Origin of the sequence: Pseudomonas sp. FIP_A4 (genome assembly GCF_036701605.1) — a bacterium.
Taxonomy (GTDB): domain Bacteria; phylum Pseudomonadota; class Gammaproteobacteria; order Pseudomonadales; family Pseudomonadaceae; genus Stutzerimonas; species Stutzerimonas phenolilytica.
Window position 1 is genome coordinate 258,570 of the sequence record NZ_JAYDXP010000122.1, and the last position, 15,559, is coordinate 274,128.

The 15,559-nt window shown below is 64.2% G+C and carries 17 protein-coding genes and 1 tRNA gene; 14 read left to right on the forward strand and 4 right to left on the reverse strand.

What is annotated here, in order from left to right:
- Window positions 1–67: 67 nt before the first annotated feature.
- The 4 genes from U8L64_RS11265 to phnE are packed head-to-tail and all read left to right on the forward strand — an operon-like array spanning window position 68 to window position 3,307.
- Window positions 68–919: a putative selenate ABC transporter substrate-binding protein gene (locus U8L64_RS11265; RefSeq protein ID WP_333397349.1), complete on the forward strand. Its 852-nt coding sequence runs from the start codon at window positions 68–70 to the stop codon at window positions 917–919.
- The gene (locus U8L64_RS11270) at window positions 916–1,719 is read left to right on the forward strand and encodes a phosphonate ABC transporter ATP-binding protein (protein WP_333397352.1); all 804 of its coding nucleotides are present in this window, start codon (window positions 916–918) and stop codon (window positions 1,717–1,719) included. The genes U8L64_RS11265 and U8L64_RS11270 overlap by 4 nt, the downstream gene beginning before the upstream one ends.
- Entirely contained in the window at window positions 1,713–2,543 is an 831-nt protein-coding gene (locus U8L64_RS11275) for a PhnE/PtxC family ABC transporter permease (protein WP_043295982.1), read from the forward strand. The genes U8L64_RS11270 and U8L64_RS11275 overlap by 7 nt, the downstream gene beginning before the upstream one ends.
- The gene (gene phnE, locus U8L64_RS11280; protein ID WP_043295981.1) at window positions 2,540–3,307 is read left to right on the forward strand and encodes a phosphonate ABC transporter, permease protein PhnE; all 768 of its coding nucleotides are present in this window, start codon (window positions 2,540–2,542) and stop codon (window positions 3,305–3,307) included. Before U8L64_RS11275 ends, phnE begins: the two co-directional genes overlap by 4 nt.
- A gap of 28 nt (window positions 3,308–3,335) precedes the next feature.
- On the opposite strand, the gene U8L64_RS11285 is transcribed toward phnE, so the two are convergent.
- On the reverse strand, window positions 3,336–3,653 hold the full coding sequence (locus U8L64_RS11285) for a DUF2288 domain-containing protein (RefSeq protein WP_008566728.1): 318 nt from the start codon (window positions 3,651–3,653) through the stop codon (window positions 3,336–3,338).
- Window positions 3,654–3,851: 198 nt separating this feature from the next.
- Here U8L64_RS11285 and U8L64_RS11290 point away from each other — a divergent pair, with 198 nt between their 5' ends.
- The 5 genes from U8L64_RS11290 (at window position 3,852) to U8L64_RS11310 (ending at window position 8,865) form a co-directional block, all read left to right on the forward strand.
- Window positions 3,852–4,970, forward strand: coding sequence for a branched-chain amino acid ABC transporter substrate-binding protein (locus U8L64_RS11290; RefSeq protein WP_043295980.1), 1,119 nt, complete (start codon window positions 3,852–3,854; stop codon window positions 4,968–4,970).
- Between the two features lie 250 nt (window positions 4,971–5,220).
- Entirely contained in the window at window positions 5,221–6,144 is a 924-nt protein-coding gene (gene livH, locus U8L64_RS11295) for a high-affinity branched-chain amino acid ABC transporter permease LivH (protein ID WP_043295979.1), read from the forward strand.
- A complete protein-coding gene (locus U8L64_RS11300; RefSeq protein WP_043295978.1) occupies window positions 6,141–7,397 on the forward strand; it encodes a high-affinity branched-chain amino acid ABC transporter permease LivM in 1,257 nt (418 codons plus the stop codon). The genes livH and U8L64_RS11300 overlap by 4 nt, the downstream gene beginning before the upstream one ends.
- Window positions 7,394–8,161 (forward strand): high-affinity branched-chain amino acid ABC transporter ATP-binding protein LivG, encoded by a 768-nt coding sequence (gene livG, locus U8L64_RS11305; RefSeq protein ID WP_102827390.1) that lies wholly within the window; start codon window positions 7,394–7,396, stop codon window positions 8,159–8,161. Before U8L64_RS11300 ends, livG begins: the two co-directional genes overlap by 4 nt.
- 2 nt (window positions 8,162–8,163) lie before the next feature.
- Entirely contained in the window at window positions 8,164–8,865 is a 702-nt protein-coding gene (locus U8L64_RS11310; protein WP_043295976.1) for an ABC transporter ATP-binding protein, read from the forward strand.
- A 57-nt stretch (window positions 8,866–8,922) separates the two neighbouring features.
- On the opposite strand, the gene dcd is transcribed toward U8L64_RS11310, so the two are convergent.
- Complete coding sequence (gene dcd / locus U8L64_RS11315; protein ID WP_043295975.1) at window positions 8,923–9,489, reverse strand: dCTP deaminase; 567 nt, start codon at window positions 9,487–9,489, stop codon at window positions 8,923–8,925.
- A gap of 327 nt (window positions 9,490–9,816) precedes the next feature.
- On the opposite strand from dcd, the gene U8L64_RS11320 reads away from it, so the two are divergent.
- Window positions 9,817–10,026: a cold-shock protein gene (locus tag U8L64_RS11320; RefSeq protein WP_003282211.1), complete on the forward strand. Its 210-nt coding sequence runs from the start codon at window positions 9,817–9,819 to the stop codon at window positions 10,024–10,026.
- A gap of 107 nt (window positions 10,027–10,133) precedes the next feature.
- Here U8L64_RS11320 and apbC read toward each other — a convergent pair whose 3' ends face one another.
- The gene (gene apbC / locus U8L64_RS11325; RefSeq protein ID WP_333397387.1) at window positions 10,134–11,228 is read right to left on the reverse strand and encodes an iron-sulfur cluster carrier protein ApbC; all 1,095 of its coding nucleotides are present in this window, start codon (window positions 11,226–11,228) and stop codon (window positions 10,134–10,136) included.
- A 182-nt stretch (window positions 11,229–11,410) separates the two neighbouring features.
- Here apbC and metG point away from each other — a divergent pair, with 182 nt between their 5' ends.
- The 4 genes from metG to U8L64_RS11345 all read left to right on the forward strand — a co-directional run bounded on the left by metG (window position 11,411) and on the right by U8L64_RS11345 (window position 14,566).
- Window positions 11,411–13,450, forward strand: a complete 2,040-nt coding sequence (gene metG, locus U8L64_RS11330; protein WP_333397390.1) for a methionine--tRNA ligase — start codon at window positions 11,411–11,413, stop codon at window positions 13,448–13,450.
- 61 nt (window positions 13,451–13,511) lie between these two features.
- Window positions 13,512–13,718 (forward strand): cysteine-rich CWC family protein, encoded by a 207-nt coding sequence (locus tag U8L64_RS11335; RefSeq protein WP_077683583.1) that lies wholly within the window; start codon window positions 13,512–13,514, stop codon window positions 13,716–13,718.
- Window positions 13,718–14,410 carry a pseudouridine synthase gene (locus U8L64_RS11340; protein WP_077683584.1) on the forward strand — a complete coding sequence of 231 codons (693 nt, stop codon included), beginning with the start codon at window positions 13,718–13,720 and terminating at the stop codon, window positions 14,408–14,410. Before U8L64_RS11335 ends, U8L64_RS11340 begins: the two co-directional genes overlap by 1 nt.
- 82 nt (window positions 14,411–14,492) lie before the next feature.
- A tRNA-Gly gene (locus U8L64_RS11345) sits at window positions 14,493–14,566 on the forward strand.
- Between the two features lie 71 nt (window positions 14,567–14,637).
- Here the strand turns inward: U8L64_RS11345 and pcaD are convergent.
- Entirely contained in the window at window positions 14,638–15,426 is a 789-nt protein-coding gene (gene pcaD, locus U8L64_RS11350) for a 3-oxoadipate enol-lactonase (RefSeq protein ID WP_043295971.1), read from the reverse strand.
- Window positions 15,427–15,559 lie beyond the last annotated feature (133 nt).

Sequence of the window (15,559 nt, forward strand, 5' to 3'; positions counted from 1 at the left end):
GGCTAAGCGCGACCGTCCGCACCTATAATCGCCGCGCTTTTTCCGCCATTGAACCGGAGAACCCTCAATGCTCAAGCGCTCCCTGGCAGCCGTCGCCGGCCTTGCCCTGTCCCTGTCCGTCACCGCCCTCCATGCCGCCGAAACCCTGCGGGTCTCTGCGATCCCCGACGAAGCCCCGACCGAACTGATCCGCAAGTTCAAGCCACTGGGCGAGTACCTGGAGAAGGAACTCGGCATGCCGGTCAAATTCACCCCGGTATCCGACTACGCCGCCGTGGTCGAGGCGCTGGCCTCCGACCGTCTGGACATGGCCTGGCTGGGCGGCTTCACCTTCGTGCAGACGCGCCTGAAGACCGGCAATGCCATACCGCTGGTGCAGCGCGAGCAGGACGAGCAGTTCACCAGCAAGTTCATCACCGCCGATCCCGCGGTCAAATCGTTGCAGGATCTCAAGGGCAAAACCTTCGCCTTCGGCTCGGTGTCCTCGACCTCGGGCAGCCTGATGCCGCGCTATTTCATGCTCAAGGACGGCATCGAACCGGAACAGCTCTTCTCCCGCATCGCCTATTCCGGCGCGCATGACGCCACCGCCGCCTGGGTCGAGGCCGGCAAGGCCGACGCCGGCGTGCTGAACGCCTCGGTGTGGGACAAGCTGGTCGCCGCCGGCAAGGTGAACACCGACAAGGTGCGCGTCTTCGCCACCACGCCGACCTACTACGACTACAACTGGACCGTGCGCGGCACCCTCGAGCCGGCCCTGGCCGAGAAGATCAAGGCAGCCTTCCTCGCGCTCGACCCGGCCAACCCGGAACACAAGGCGATCCTCGACCTGCAGGCGGCCAGCCGCTTCATCGCGACCAAGCCGGAAAACTACGAAGGCATCGAGCAAGCCGCGCGCGCTGCCGGCCTGCTGAAGTGATCGTCAGCCTGAGCGGCGTAGGCCATACCCACGCCGACGGTCAGGCTGCGCTGTGCGACATCGAATTGCGGGTCGCCCAGGGCGAACGGGTGGCCATCATCGGACCGTCCGGCGCCGGCAAGACCACCCTGCTGCGCCTGCTGGCGACCGCGCTGAAACCGCAGTGCGGCGAGCTGGAACTGCTCGGCCAGCGCCCGTGGGCGCTATCCGTCGCGCAACGCCAGCGGCTGCGCGCGCGCATCGGGCTGATTCACCAGGCGCCGCCGCTGCCGCCGCGGCAGCGGGTAGTCACTGCAGTGCTCGCGGGACGCCTCGGCCAATGGTCGCTCGGCCGCAGCCTGCTCAGCCTGATCTACCCGCTGGACGCTGCCGGCGCCGCGGCCGAGCTGGGCCGGCTGGATCTGGCCGACAAGCTCTACATGCGCTGCGACCAGCTCTCCGGCGGCCAGCTGCAGCGCGTCGGCATCGCCCGTGTGCTCTATCAGGCGCCGGCGCTGGTCCTCGCCGACGAGCCGGTTTCGGCGATGGACCCGGTGCTCGCCAGCCACACCCTCGGCGTACTCAACCGCGAGGCGCAGCAACGCAACGCCACGCTGCTGGCCAGCCTGCACGCCGTCGAGCTGGCGTTGCAGCATTTCCCTCGGATCGTCGGCGTGCGCACCGGGCGCATCCTGTTCGACAAACCAGCCGCCGCGGTCACGGCCGAAGAGCTGGCGGCGTTGTATGCCAACGAGCAGCTGGCCCATTCGCCGATTCCGGCCACGGCCTTCGCGCCGCCCCTGCATATCCCGCGATGCTGAACCCCACTGTCACCCGCGACCCGGCGGCGCCGGCGCGCCTGCTGCTCACACTGCTGGCGCTGACGCTGCTGTGGCCGGGACTTTCGCTCAGCGAGCTGGACCTCGGCGTGCTGTTCGATGGCAGCAATGCGCAGACCATGGGCGTATTCCTCACCGGTTTCTGGCCGCCGGCGCACGACCAGCCATTCCTTGCACTGCTGGCGCAGGCCACGCTGGAGACCCTGGCCATCGCCACCGCCGGCATGGCGCTGGCGCTGCTGATCGCCCTGCCCGGTGCGCTGCTGGCCACGCGCGCGCTGTCGCTTTCGGCGCTCAGCCGAGGCGGCCGCCCGGCATGGTGGGCCCAGGCGCTGCGCTGGCCGGCGCGCGGCCTGCTGATCGTGCTGCGCAGCATCCCGGAAATCGTCTGGGCGCTGCTGTTCGTCCGCGCGGTCGGCCTCGGCCCGACCGCTGGCGTGCTGGCCATCGCCATCACCTACGCTGGCATGCTCGGCAAGGTCTATGCGGAAATCTTTGAGTCGGTCGATCCGCAACCGGCGCGGGCGCTGCTCGCCGCCGGCAGTTCGCGCCTGCAGGCGTTCTGCTATGGCGTGCTGCCGCAGGCGACCGGGGAGATGCTGTCGTACTCGGTCTATCGCTGGGAATGCGCGGTACGCGCCTCGGTGGTGATGGGCTTCGTCGGCGCCGGCGGGCTGGGTCAGCAGATGGACCTGTCGATGCGCATGTTCGCCGGTGGCGAGGTCGCCAGCATGCTGCTGACCTTCCTCGCCCTGGTGCTGTTGGCCGACCTGCTCAGCCGGCTGCTGCGCTGGAGGTTCGCATGAAGCTCCTGGCCCGTCTGCTGATTCCGCTGGCGCTGCTCGCGGCCGTGGTCGCCGCCTTCGCCTATCTGCACCTGGACACCGCCACGTTGTTCGGGCGCGAAGGGCTCGGGCAGATGGCCGCATATGCGGCGGGCTTTCTCGATCCCGACCTGTCACCGGCGCATCTGCGCGCCATCGGCCGGGGCGCGCTGGAAACCCTGGCGATGTCGGCCATCGGTACTTTGCTCGCCGCTTTGCTGGGCCTGCTGCTGGCGTTGCCCGCTGCCGGGCGCTTCGGCCGAGCCGCCCAGGCGGCGGCACGACTGCTGCTCAACGCGCTGCGGGCGATTCCGGAACTGGTCTGGGCGGCGCTGATGGTGCTCGCTGCCGGGCTCGGGCCGAATGCCGGCACCCTCGCCCTGGCCCTGCACACCGCCGGCGTGCTCGGCCGACTGTTCGCCGAGGCGCTGGAAAACACCCCGCCGGCACCGGCCGATGCGCTGCGGCTGAACGGCGGCGGACGCGTCGTCGCCTTCTGCTACGGCACCCTGCCCAGCCTGTGGCCGCAGCTGGTGGCCTACACGCTGTATCGCTGGGAAAACAATATCCGCATGGCGAGCGTGCTCGGCTTCGTCGGTGCCGGCGGCCTGGGGCAGATGCTGCACATGAGCCTCAGCCTGTTCCAGGAGGCCCAGGCCTCGACGGTGATCATCGCCATGCTGCTGATGGTGCTGGCGGTCGACGCCCTCAGCGGTTGGGCGCGGCAGCGCTGGGTGCGCGGATAATCGCCGCGTCCCCCACAGGCGCACCGTCTCAGTGCACGGCCGGCCGCACCCCCCGCTCCTGCGCCAGCACCCAGGGCGCGACGACCACCGCCCATAGCTGCGGATCGCGCTCCAGCCAGTCCTGCGCCTGCGGCGCATCCATTCTCAGCAGCTGACCGCCTTCCAGCCAGGCCGCAACCTTGGCGCGATCGTCCTGCGCCACGGCGAGCGCTACCTCGACCAGATCGAAATCGTTCGCGACCCGCAGGAGCGCGCCACGGGCGAAGAACGGCTGCAGTTCTTCCCAGGTAATCGGCGCCGTTTCGCCCAAAAGCTTGGCATAGAGAGTGCTTACATCGTCGGTCATGGGAGCTACCCGAGTGAGGGGGGGGCCATCATAACGCGGCGCCGTGTCGGTCAAAACGCCCAGTTCTGCCGGCTGTGCAAAGAGAGGAGACACTTCTACACTGTGCCGGTACAGTTGCCGCACCGTTCCGGGACGATCGGCCCGTAACGCCTCTGCGACATGCAGGATCCAAACAATAATGATGCAAGTGGAGCGCATATGAAGAGCAACCAGCGTCTGTCCAAACTCGTTCTCGCCCTCGTTTTGAGCGGCACCGCCAGTTACACGGTTGCGGCCGATACCATCCGGATCGCGATGGCCGGCCCGGTGACCGGATCGGTCGCGCAGTACGGGGACATGCAGTTCATTGGGGCCGAGATGGCCATCGAGCAGATCAACAAGGCCGGCGGGGTGAACGGCCAAAAACTCGAGGGCATACGCTACGACGACGCCTGCGATCCGAAGCAGGCCGTGGCAGTCGCCAACAAGATCGTCAACGACGGCGTGCAGTTCGTGGTCGGCCACCTCTGCTCCAGCTCCACTCAGCCGGCGTCCGATATCTACGAGGACGAAGGCATCCTGATGATTACCGCGGCCTCCACCAGCCCGGACATCACCTCGCGCGGCTATCAGCTGATCTTCCGCACCATCGGCCTGGACAGCCTGCAAGGTCCGACCGCCGGCAACTTCATCGCCGATCACGTCAAGCCGAAGAACGTCGCGGTCATCCACGACAAGCAGCAGTACGGCGAAGGCATCGCCACCGCCGTCAAGCAGACGCTGGAAAGCAAGAACATCAAGGTCGGCCTGTTCGAAGGCATCAACGCCGGCGACAAGGACTTCTCTTCGCTGATTGCCAAGCTCAAGCGCGAAGGCGTGGACTTCGTCTACTACGGCGGCTACCACCCGGAACTCGGTCTGCTGCTGCGCCAGGCGAAGGAAAAAGGCCTGAACGTGCGCTTCATGGGCCCGGAAGGCGTGGGTAACTCGGAAATCTCCGCCATCGCCGGCCCGGCTTCCGAAGGCATGTACGTGACCCTGCCGAAATCCTTCAACGAAGATCCGAAAAACCAGCAGCTCGTCGAAGCCTTCAAGGCCAAGAAGCAGGACCCGAGCGGTCCGTTCGTGTTCCCGGCCTACGCCGCAGTGCAGGTGATCGCCGAAGGCATCGAGAAGGCCGGCAGTACCGACACCGACAAGGTGGCCGAGGCGCTGCGCAGCAACACCTTCGACACCCCGACCGGCGCGCTGGAATTCGACGAGAAAGGCGACCTGAAGAACTTCAACTTCGTCGTCTACGAATGGCACCAGGACGGCACCAAGACCGAAGCCAAGTAATTTCCATCAGCCTCGCAAAGCCCACTTGCCGTGGGCTTTGTCTTAGCGGGCGGCCCTGCCACAAGCATCGGGCCGCCTTGCCATACCTGTAATCCGACGAGCGGCCTGAACCGCAGGCCCGCCTCGAACCGGCACCGCGCGTGATCCGCGCGTCGTCGTACCGTAGTAGCGCCGCGCGGGTGTGCGGCGTGTTCGATGTGGGCAGCGCAGCCAACCGGAATGAAATTGCAGGGACTTCGGGAGAGCAGTGATGCCTGAGCTTTACCATTACCTACAACAGCTGATCAACGGCCTCACCGTTGGCAGCACCTATGCCTTGATCGCCATCGGCTACACGATGGTGTACGGCATCATCGGCATGATCAACTTCGCTCACGGCGAGGTGTACATGATCGGCTCGTATGTTGCCTTCATCGCCATCATCGGCCTGTCCATGCTGGGTCTGGATGCCTTGCCGCTCCTCATGATCGGCGCCTTCCTCGCCAGCATGATCGTTACCAGCGCCTACGGTTACAGCATCGAACGGGTCGCCTATCGCCCGCTGCGTGGCAGTAACCGGCTGATTCCGCTGATCTCGGCGATCGGCATGTCGATCTTCCTGCAAAACGTCGTGCTGCTGGCCCAGGACTCCAAGGACAAGGCCATCCCCAATCTGATGCCGGGCAACTTCGTGCTCGGTGAAAGCACCATGAACGGCGTGACGATCTCCTACATGCAGGTGGCGATCTTCATCGTGACTTTCATCACCATGTACGGCCTGACGCTGTTCATCTCGCGCTCGCGGCTGGGACGCGCCTGCCGCGCCTGCGCGGAAGACATCAAGATGGCCAATCTGCTGGGCATCAACACCAACAACATCATCGCCCTGACGTTCGTCATCGGCGCGGCGCTGGCGGCCATCGCGGCGGTGCTGATCAGCATGCAGTACGGCGTGATCAACCCGCACATCGGCTTCCTCGCCGGCATCAAGGCGTTCACCGCCGCGGTGCTCGGCGGCATCGGCAGCATACCGGGCGCGATGCTCGGCGGTCTGGTGCTCGGCGTGGCCGAGGCCTTCGGTGCCGATCTGTTCGGCGACCAGTACAAGGATGTCGTGGCATTCAGCCTGCTGGTGCTCGTCCTGCTGTTCCGCCCCACCGGCATCCTCGGTCGCCCGGAGGTGGAAAAGGTATGACGCGCAATCTTCGTACAGCGTTTTTCAGCGCCCTGCTGGTAATCGCCGTCGCGGTGCCGGTACTTGGCGTGAAGCTCACCACGGTAGGTATCAAGGTAGAGGTGCATGGTGCGGACGCGCTGACGTTCTGGATCATCGCCGCGTGCGCCGTAGCGATGTTCTTCTGGCAGCTGGTGCGTACGCGCCTGCCCGCCGGCTGGGCGGCCAGCACGAGTCTGCCGAGCATTCCGGCCGGCACCGGCAACTTCCTCACCCTGCCCTCCACGCAACGCTACATCATCATCGGCCTGGTGCTGGTGGCGCTGGTGTGGCCGTTCTACGGCTCACGCGGCGCGGTGGACATTGCCACGCTGATCCTGATCTACGTGATGCTCGGCCTCGGCCTGAACATCGTCGTCGGTCTGGCCGGGCTGCTCGACCTGGGCTACGTGGGCTTCTACGCCGTGGGCGCCTATACCTACGCGCTGCTCTCGCACTACTACGGCGTCGGTTTCTGGACGGCGCTGCCCATCGCCGGGGCGATGGCTGCGCTGTTCGGCTTTCTGCTGGGCTTCCCGGTGCTGCGCCTGCGTGGCGACTACCTGGCCATCGTGACGCTCGGCTTCGGCGAGATCATCCGCCTGCTGCTGCGCAACATGACCGACCTGACCGGCGGCCCCAACGGCATCAGCGGCATCGACAAACCGTCGCTGTTCGGTCTGTCGTTCGAGCGCCGCGCCGCCGAGGGCATGCAGACCTTCCACGAGTACTTCGGGGTGGCCTACAACTCGGTGAACAAGGTGATCTTCCTCTACCTGATCGCCCTGTTGCTGGTATTGCTGACACTGTTCGTCATCAACCGCCTGCTGCGCATGCCGATCGGCCGCGCCTGGGAAGCGCTGCGCGAGGACGAAATCGCCTGCCGTGCTCTGGGCATGAATCCCACGGTGATCAAGCTGTCGGCGTTCACCCTCGGCGCCACGTTCGCCGGCTTTGCCGGGAGCTTCTTTGCCGCGCGCCAGGGGCTGGTGTCGCCGGAATCCTTCACCTTCATCGAGTCGGCGATCATTCTCGCCATCGTCGTGCTGGGCGGTATGGGCTCGCAGCTGGGCGTGATTCTCGCGGCCGTCGTGATGATCCTGCTGCCCGAGCTAATGCGCGAATTCAGCGAGTACCGCATGCTGATGTTCGGCGCACTGATGGTCCTGATGATGATCTGGCGTCCGCAGGGCCTGCTGCCCATGCAACGCCCCCACCTGGAGCTGAAGCAATGAGCCGCCCGATTCTAGAAGTACGCGGCCTGAGCATGCGCTTCGGCGGCCTGCTGGCCGTCAACAATGTGGCCCTGAGCGTAAAGGAAAGACAGGTGGTCTCGATGATCGGCCCCAACGGCGCCGGCAAGACCACCGTATTCAACTGCCTGACCGGCTTCTACCAGCCGACCGCCGGGGAGATTCTCCTCGACGGCACGCCGATTCAGGGCATGCCAGGCCACAAGATCGCCCGCCAGGGCGTGGTGCGCACGTTCCAGAACGTCCGCCTGTTCAAGGACATGACGGCCGTGGAAAACCTGCTGGTGGCGCAGCACCGTCACCTGAACACCAACTTCCTCGCCGGCCTGCTGAAGACGCCGGCGTTCCGTCAGAGCGAGCGGGAGGCCATGAACTTCGCCGCGCACTGGCTGGAGCAGGTGAATCTGACCGATATCGCCAACCGTCCGGCCGGCACCCTCGCCTACGGCCAGCAGCGCCGCTTGGAGATTGCCCGCTGCATGATGACGCGCCCGCGCATCCTCATGCTCGACGAGCCGGCGGCCGGCCTGAACCCGAAGGAAACCGAGGATCTCAAGGCACTGATTGCCCTGCTGCGCGAGGAGCACGGCGTAACCGTTCTGCTGATCGAGCACGACATGAAGCTGGTGATGAGCATTTCCGACCACATCTACGTCATCAACCAGGGCACCCCCCTGGCCGACGGTACGCCGGAGCAGATCCGCAACAATCCGGACGTAATCAAAGCCTATCTGGGGGAGGCGTGAGCATGCTGTCTTTCGATAACGTCTCCACCTGTTACGGCAAGATCCAGGCGCTGCATGACGTCAGCCTCAACGTCGAGCGGGGCGAAATCGTCACGCTGATCGGCGCCAACGGTGCAGGTAAGTCGACCCTGCTGATGACGCTCTGCGGCTCGCCCCAGGCCGCGAGCGGCAGCATCCGTTACGAGGGCGAGGAACTGGTCGGCCAGCAAAGCTGCGACATCATGCGCAAGAGCATCGCCGTGGTGCCGGAAGGACGCAGGGTGTTTGCGCGCCTGACCGTCGAGGAGAATCTGGCGATGGGCGGATTCTTCGGCAGCAAGGCCGACAACCAGCAGCAGTTGGACAAGGTGTTGCACCTGTTCCCGCGCCTGCAGGAGCGCCTTGCGCAGCGTGCCGGCACCATGTCCGGCGGCGAGCAGCAGATGCTGGCCATTGGTCGGGCGCTGATGAGCAAACCGAAGCTGCTGCTGCTGGACGAACCGTCGCTGGGCCTGGCGCCGATCATCATCCAGCAGATCTTCGACATCATCGAACAGCTGCGTGAGGATGGCGTGACGATTTTCCTCGTCGAGCAGAACGCCAACCAGGCGCTCAGGCTGGCCGATCGGGGCTATGTGTTGGAGAACGGGCGCATCGTCATGCAGGGCAGCGGCGAGCAGCTGCTGAACGACCCGAAGGTACGCGACGCCTATCTCGGCGCGTGAAGCGTCAATGAGAGCACCGCAGTCCGGGCGAGCGTCCCGGCTGCGGCGCCTCGTCCATCAGGCCTTGGGCAGGGTCACGCCGCGCTGCCCCTGATACTTGCCGCCGCGGTCGCGGTAAGACACCTCACAAGGCTCGTCGGACTGCAGGAACAGCATCTGCGCCACGCCTTCGTTGGCATAGATCTTCGCCGGCAGCGTGGTGGTGTTGGAGAACTCCAGCGTCACATGGCCTTCCCACTCCGGTTCCAGCGGCGTGACGTTGACGATGATGCCGCAACGCGCGTAGGTGCTCTTGCCCAGGCAGATCGTCAACACATCGCGCGGGATGCGGAAATACTCGACGGTACGCGCCAGCGCGAAGGAGTTCGGTGGAATGATGCACACCGGCCCCTTCACATCCACGAAGCTCTTCTCGTCGAAATTCTTCGGATCCACGGTGGCCGAATGGATGTTGGTGAACACCTTGAATTCATCGGCGCAGCGCACGTCGTAACCGTAGCTGGAGACGCCATAGGAGATCAGTCGCTCGCTGCCTTCGGTGCGCACCTGGCGCTCGACGAAGGGCTCGATCATGCCGTGATCCTGGGCCATGCGGCGAATCCACTTGTCCGATTTGATGCTCATGGCTGGCGTCCTGAATAGGTTAATGGTCCTGCGAAGAGGCGCATCTTACCGAGCCTGGCACGGGTGTTCAAAGCCTGGCTTCTGGCACGCCGCAACGGCCGTCACAGCCAGCTGCGGCCGCACGGCGAAGAAATCCAAAATAAAGCTCGCTTTGCTCCAGAAAAACGGTATTGTTACTGGGCTGCTGCTGCATGTGTCACCGTGAATCGCTACATGTTTAGATTTCGATCCAAATATCGATACGACTCCTATCTCCTTGCACACAGTGATGTTCGGGCCTTTTAGCCCGCACTTTATTCTTCAAAACTTGGTTCAAGGAGACATCAAATGTCCAATCGCCAAACCGGTACCGTTAAGTGGTTCAACGATGAGAAAGGCTTCGGCTTCATCACTCCGCAATCCGGTGACGACCTCTTCGTACACTTCCGTGCCATTCAGGGTGACGGCTTCAAGAGCCTGAAAGAAGGCCAGCAAGTCTCCTTCGTCGCTACCCGCGGCCAGAAAGGCATGCAAGCTGAGGAAGTTCAGGTTATCTAACCTGAAGCTTCTCTGAAAAAGCCCCGCTTCGGCGGGGCTTTTTTTATGCCTGCGATTTTCCTTCAGTCTGCGGGCGGCGGGCTGCCCCCCACCCGCAGACTGCCGGCTCAATCGTCAGACACCACGATCTTCGGCATCGACTGGGCAATGATCTGCCCGCTCTGAGCGATGCGAGCGCCGACGGTGCGGGCGATCTGCTGGTAGATCATGGCGATCTGGCTTTCCGGGTCGGCGATCACGGTCGGCGTGCCCGCATCGGCCTGGCTGCGGATAGCCATCGACAGCGGCAACGACGCCAGCAGGTCGACGTTGTACTGGGCCGCCAATTTCTCGCCACCACCTTCACCGAACAGATGCTCGGCATGGCCGCAGTTCGAACAGATGTGCACAGCCATGTTCTCCACCACACCCAGAACGGGGATATTCACCTTGCGGAACATCTCCACGCCCTTCTTCGCATCCAGCAACGCCAGGTCCTGCGGCGTGGTGACGATCACCGCGCCGGTCACCGGCACCTTCTGCGCCAGCGTCAACTGGATATCGCCGGTGCCCGGCGGCATGTCGATCACCAGATAATCCAGGTTGTCCCAGGCGGTCTGGGTGATCAGCTGCAACAACGCGCCGGACACCATCGGTCCGCGCCAGACCATCGGGGTCTTGTCGTCGGCCAGAAACGCCATCGACATCACCTGCACCCCGTGGGCCTGCAACGGCACGAAGGCCTTGCCATCACGAATCTGCGGGCGCGTGCCCTCGGCGATGCCGAACATGATGCCCTGGCTCGGCCCATAGATGTCGGCGTCCAGCATGCCGACACGCGCCCCTTCGCGGGCCAGCGCCAGCGCCAGATTGGCGGCGGTGGTGGATTTGCCGACGCCCCCCTTGCCCGAGGAAACGGCAATGATGTTCTTCACATTGGCCAATGCCGGTACTTGCTCCTGAGACTTGTGCGCGCGAATCACGCAATCGACCTGCACGTCGGCACGGGCGACGCCATCCAGCCCCTCGATCGCCATTGCCAACATCTGCGCCCAACCGCTGCGAAACAACCCCGCAGCGTAGCCCAGCTCGAGCTGAACGGCGACGCGCTCCCCCCCAACGTCGATCGAACGCACGCAACCGGCACTGACCGGATCCTGGTTCAAGTGGGGATCGGTGTACTGGCGCAGTACGTTTTCCACAGCTTCACGGGTGACGGACATGGCTACTCCCAAGAAAGACCGAGCAAATCAGGCAGGCATATTACCGCGCAGTCAGCCTCCAGCCCACCGCAGCAGAGCCGCAGCGGCCGCCGAGCGCTGCGTGCGCCGGCTGCGCGGATGAAAAAAACCCGACACACCTTTATAGTTGCAGCCTTTCTTTCGTAATTCCGAACGCAGATCCCATGTCCGAAGCCCGCCAGATTCTCGTTACCAGCGCCCTCCCCTATGCCAACGGTTCGATCCACCTCGGCCATATGCTCGAGTACATCCAGACCGACATGTGGGTGCGCTTTCAGAAGCTGCGCGGCAACCAGTGCATCTACGTCTGCGCCGACGATGCCCACGGCTCGGCGATCATGCTGCGCGCGGAGAAGGAAGGCATTACACCGGAACAACTGATCGCCAATGTACAGGCCGAGCACAGCGCCGACTTCGCCGACTTCCTGGTCGATTTCGACAACTTCCACTCGACCCATGCCGAGGAAAACCGCGAGCTGGCCGAGCTGATCTACACCCGCCTGCGCGATGCCGGGCACATCGCCACCCGCTCGGTGACGCAGTACTTCGACCCCGAGAAGGGCATGTTCCTCGCCGACCGCTTCATCAAGGGCACCTGCCCCAAGTGCGGCGCCGAGGACCAGTACGGCGATAACTGCGAAAAATGCGGCGCCACCTACGAGCCCACCGAACTGAAGGACCCGCGCTCAGCGATCTCCGGCGCCACCCCGGTGCTCAAGGACTCCAAGCACTTCTTCTTCAAGCTGCCGGACTTCGAGGCGATGCTCAAGGAGTGGACCCGCAGCGGCACGCTGCAGGAATCGGTGGCCAACAAGATCGCCGAATGGCTGGACGGCGGCCTGCAGGAGTGGGACATCTCCCGTGACGCGCCCTACTTCGGCTTCGAGATTCCCGACGAGCCGGGCAAGTACTTCTACGTGTGGCTGGACGCGCCGATCGGCTACATGGCGAGCTTCCAGAACCTCTGCAAGCGCCGCCCGGAGCTCTCCTTCGATACTTTCTGGGCCAAGGAATCGAGCACTGAGCTGTACCACTTCATCGGCAAGGACATCATCAACTTCCACACCCTGTTCTGGCCCGCCATGCTCGAAGGCGCCGGCTACCGCAAGCCGACCGCGGTCAACGTGCATGGCTACCTGACGGTGAACGGGCAGAAGATGTCCAAGTCGCGCGGCACCTTCATCAAGGCACGTACCTATCTCGAGCACCTCAATCCCGAATACCTGCGGTACTACTACGCCTCCAAACTCGGCCGCGGCGTCGACGACCTCGATCTGAACCTCGAGGACTTCGTGCAAAAGGTCAATTCCGACCTGGTCGGCAAGGTGGTCAACATCGCCAGCCGCTGCGCCGGCTTCATCCACAAGGGCAATGGCGGCGTGATGGTCGACGCCAACCTCGAACCGGAACTCTGGGCTGCCTTCCAGGCCGCTGCGCCGAGCATCGCGGAAGCCTACGAGGCGCGTGATTTTGCCCGTGCCATGCGCGAAATCATGCACCTGGCCGACCGCGCCAACGCCTGGATCGCCGACAAGGCGCCCTGGGCGCTGAACAAGGTCGAGGGCAAGCAGACCGAGGTGCAGGAAATCTGTGCGTGGGGCATCAACCTGTTCCGCCAGCTGGTGATCTTCCTCAAGCCCGTGCTACCGAACCTCGCCGCCGCCGCCGAACAGTTCCTCAACGTTGCGCCACTGAGCTGGAACGACCATGCCACGCTGCTGGCCAACCACCAGCTCAACGCCTTCACGCCGCTGATGACGCGTATCGAGCCGGCGAAGATCGAAGCCATGATCGAAGCCTCCAAGGAAGACCTGGCGGCCAGCGCGCCCGCCGCTCCCGCAGGCAACGGCGAACTGGTCAAGGAGCCGCTGGCGCCGGAAATCAACTTCGATGCCTTCGCCGCGGTCGATCTGCGCATCGCGTTGATCGAGAAGGCCGAGCTGGTCGAGGGCGCCGACAAGCTGCTGCGCCTGACGCTGGACATCGGCGGCGCCAAGCGCAATGTGTTCTCCGGCATCAAGAGCGCCTACCCGGACCCGAGCAAGTTGGAAGGTCGCCTGACCCTGTACGTCGCCAACCTGGCGCCGCGCAAGATGAAGTTCGGCCTGTCCGAGGGCATGGTCCTGGCGGCGGGCCCCGGCGGCAGCGAAATTTACTTGCTCAGCCCTGACGCCGGCGCCAAGCCAGGTCAGCGCGTCATGTAACCCGGCGTCGCCTGCCGGCCCGCCGCCGGCAGGCGACACCCGATGCTTCAACGGAAACGCCATGAGCGAGCCTGTCGAACCCTCCCGTTGCCCGCTCTGCGGCCAACCCAACCAGTGCGCCGAGTGCGATCCCGGTGCACAACAGCCGTGCTGGTGCATGTCTGCCACCATCGCCCAGGACGCCCTCGAACGCATCCCTCCTGCGCTCAGAAACCAGGCCTGCCTCTGCCCACGCTGCGCCCGCAGCGAAGACCTAGCCAAAGCCTGATGCGCCTGGATCGCTACCTCGCCGGCCGCGCGCGACTCAGCCGCCAGGATGTCCAGCGTCTGCTCGTCGAAGGTCGCGCGCGGGTGAATGGCGAGGTGATCCGGGCGATGGACCGGGAAGTGCGTCTGTTCGATCGCATCGAACTCGACGGTGCACTGCTACAGCCAGGAAAGACTGCCCGTTACCTGATGCTGCACAAGCCAAGCGGCTGCGTCAGCGCCACCCGTGATACGTCGCACCGCACGGTAATCGACCTGATTGACGAACCTGACAAGGATGACCTGCACATCGCTGGCCGCCTGGACTTCAACACCACCGGCCTGATGCTGCTTACCAATGATGGCCAGTGGTCGCGCCGCCTGACCCAGCCGAGCAGCCTGCAGAGCAAGGTCTACCTGGTCGACACCGAGGACGAGATCGACCCCGCCTGCATCGAGGCCTTCGCCAAGGGCCTGTACTTCCGCTTCGAGGGCCTCACCACCCAGCCGGCCCAGTTGGAACTGCTCGGCCTGCGCCGCGCCCGCCTGACCCTGCACGAAGGCCGCTACCATCAGGTCAAACGCATGTTCGGCCACTTCCGCAACCGGGTCACCGCGCTGCACCGTGAGCGCATGGGCCCCGTGCAACTGGACCCAAGCCTCGCGCCCGGGCGCTATCGCCCACTCACCGCCGAGGAAATCACCCAGATTTAGGGGAACCTGAGTGGCCCATCCTAGAAAAAGCTGCCACCGCGCTTCATTTCAGCGCGGCCTTCTGGTAAAAAGGCACCCTCAAGCGGGCGTCGTATAATGGCATTACCTGAGCTTCCCAAGCTCATGACGAGGGTTCGATTCCCTTCGCCCGCTCCAGATACGAAATAAAAAAGCCCTGTTTTTACAGGGCTTTTTTATGTCTTCAAGATGACCTTCTCTCCACTGTCTCACCCGCGCAGGAATTCCAATACGCGCTGGGTGAAGGCTTGCCCAGCTTCGACGTTCGAGAGGTGGGCGGCTTCGAAGGCTACCAGTTCCGCGCCGGCAACTTGTGCCCGGATGAACTGACCGTGCTCCACGGTCGTCACCGGATCCTTGGCGCCACAGACCACGAGGGTGGGCGCGGTGATGGCGGCTAGCTGCTCACGGAAATCGGCATCGCGCACGGCGGCGCAGTTGGCGGCGTAGCCGTCCGGTGAGGTGTTGGCGATCATGTCGGTGATACGGCTCGCGATGTCCGGGTGCTGCTCGGCGAAGCCAGGAGTGAACCAGCGTGCGACGGAGGCGTCGCGCATGTCGCGCATGGCTTGCTGCTGCCCCCTGAGTACCGTCTCGATGCGGTCGTTCCAGATTTGTTCGGTGCCGATCTTCGCGGCGGTGTTACACAGCACCAGGCGCTGCAGGCGCGGACCGGCATGGAGCGCCAGCCACTGGCCAATCAACCCGCCCATCGACAGTCCGCAGAAAGAAAAACTCTCAATTCCCAGCCCATCGAGCAAACCGAGCACGTCGCGGCCCAGCTGTTCGATGCTGTAGGGGCCGGGGCTGGCGCTCGATTCGCCGTGGCCGCGGGTGTCGTATCGCAGCACGCGAAAATGGTTGGCGAACACCGGAATCTGCTCATCCCACATGCCCAGGCTGGTGCCCAGCGAATTGGAGAGCACCAGGACCGGCAGGCCTTCGGCGCCATCGAAACGGTAGTTCAGACTGGCATCGGCCAATTTCAGGGTCGGCATGGTCATTCACTCTTTTCAAACGGGATGTTCGGCCGGCGTATCGTTCAACGATGCGGCCGGCCAGGATAAAAGAACGGTTCGAATCCTCGCTCGGCTGGGTAGGTATCCGGCCAGCCGTGAGCACTTACGGCTG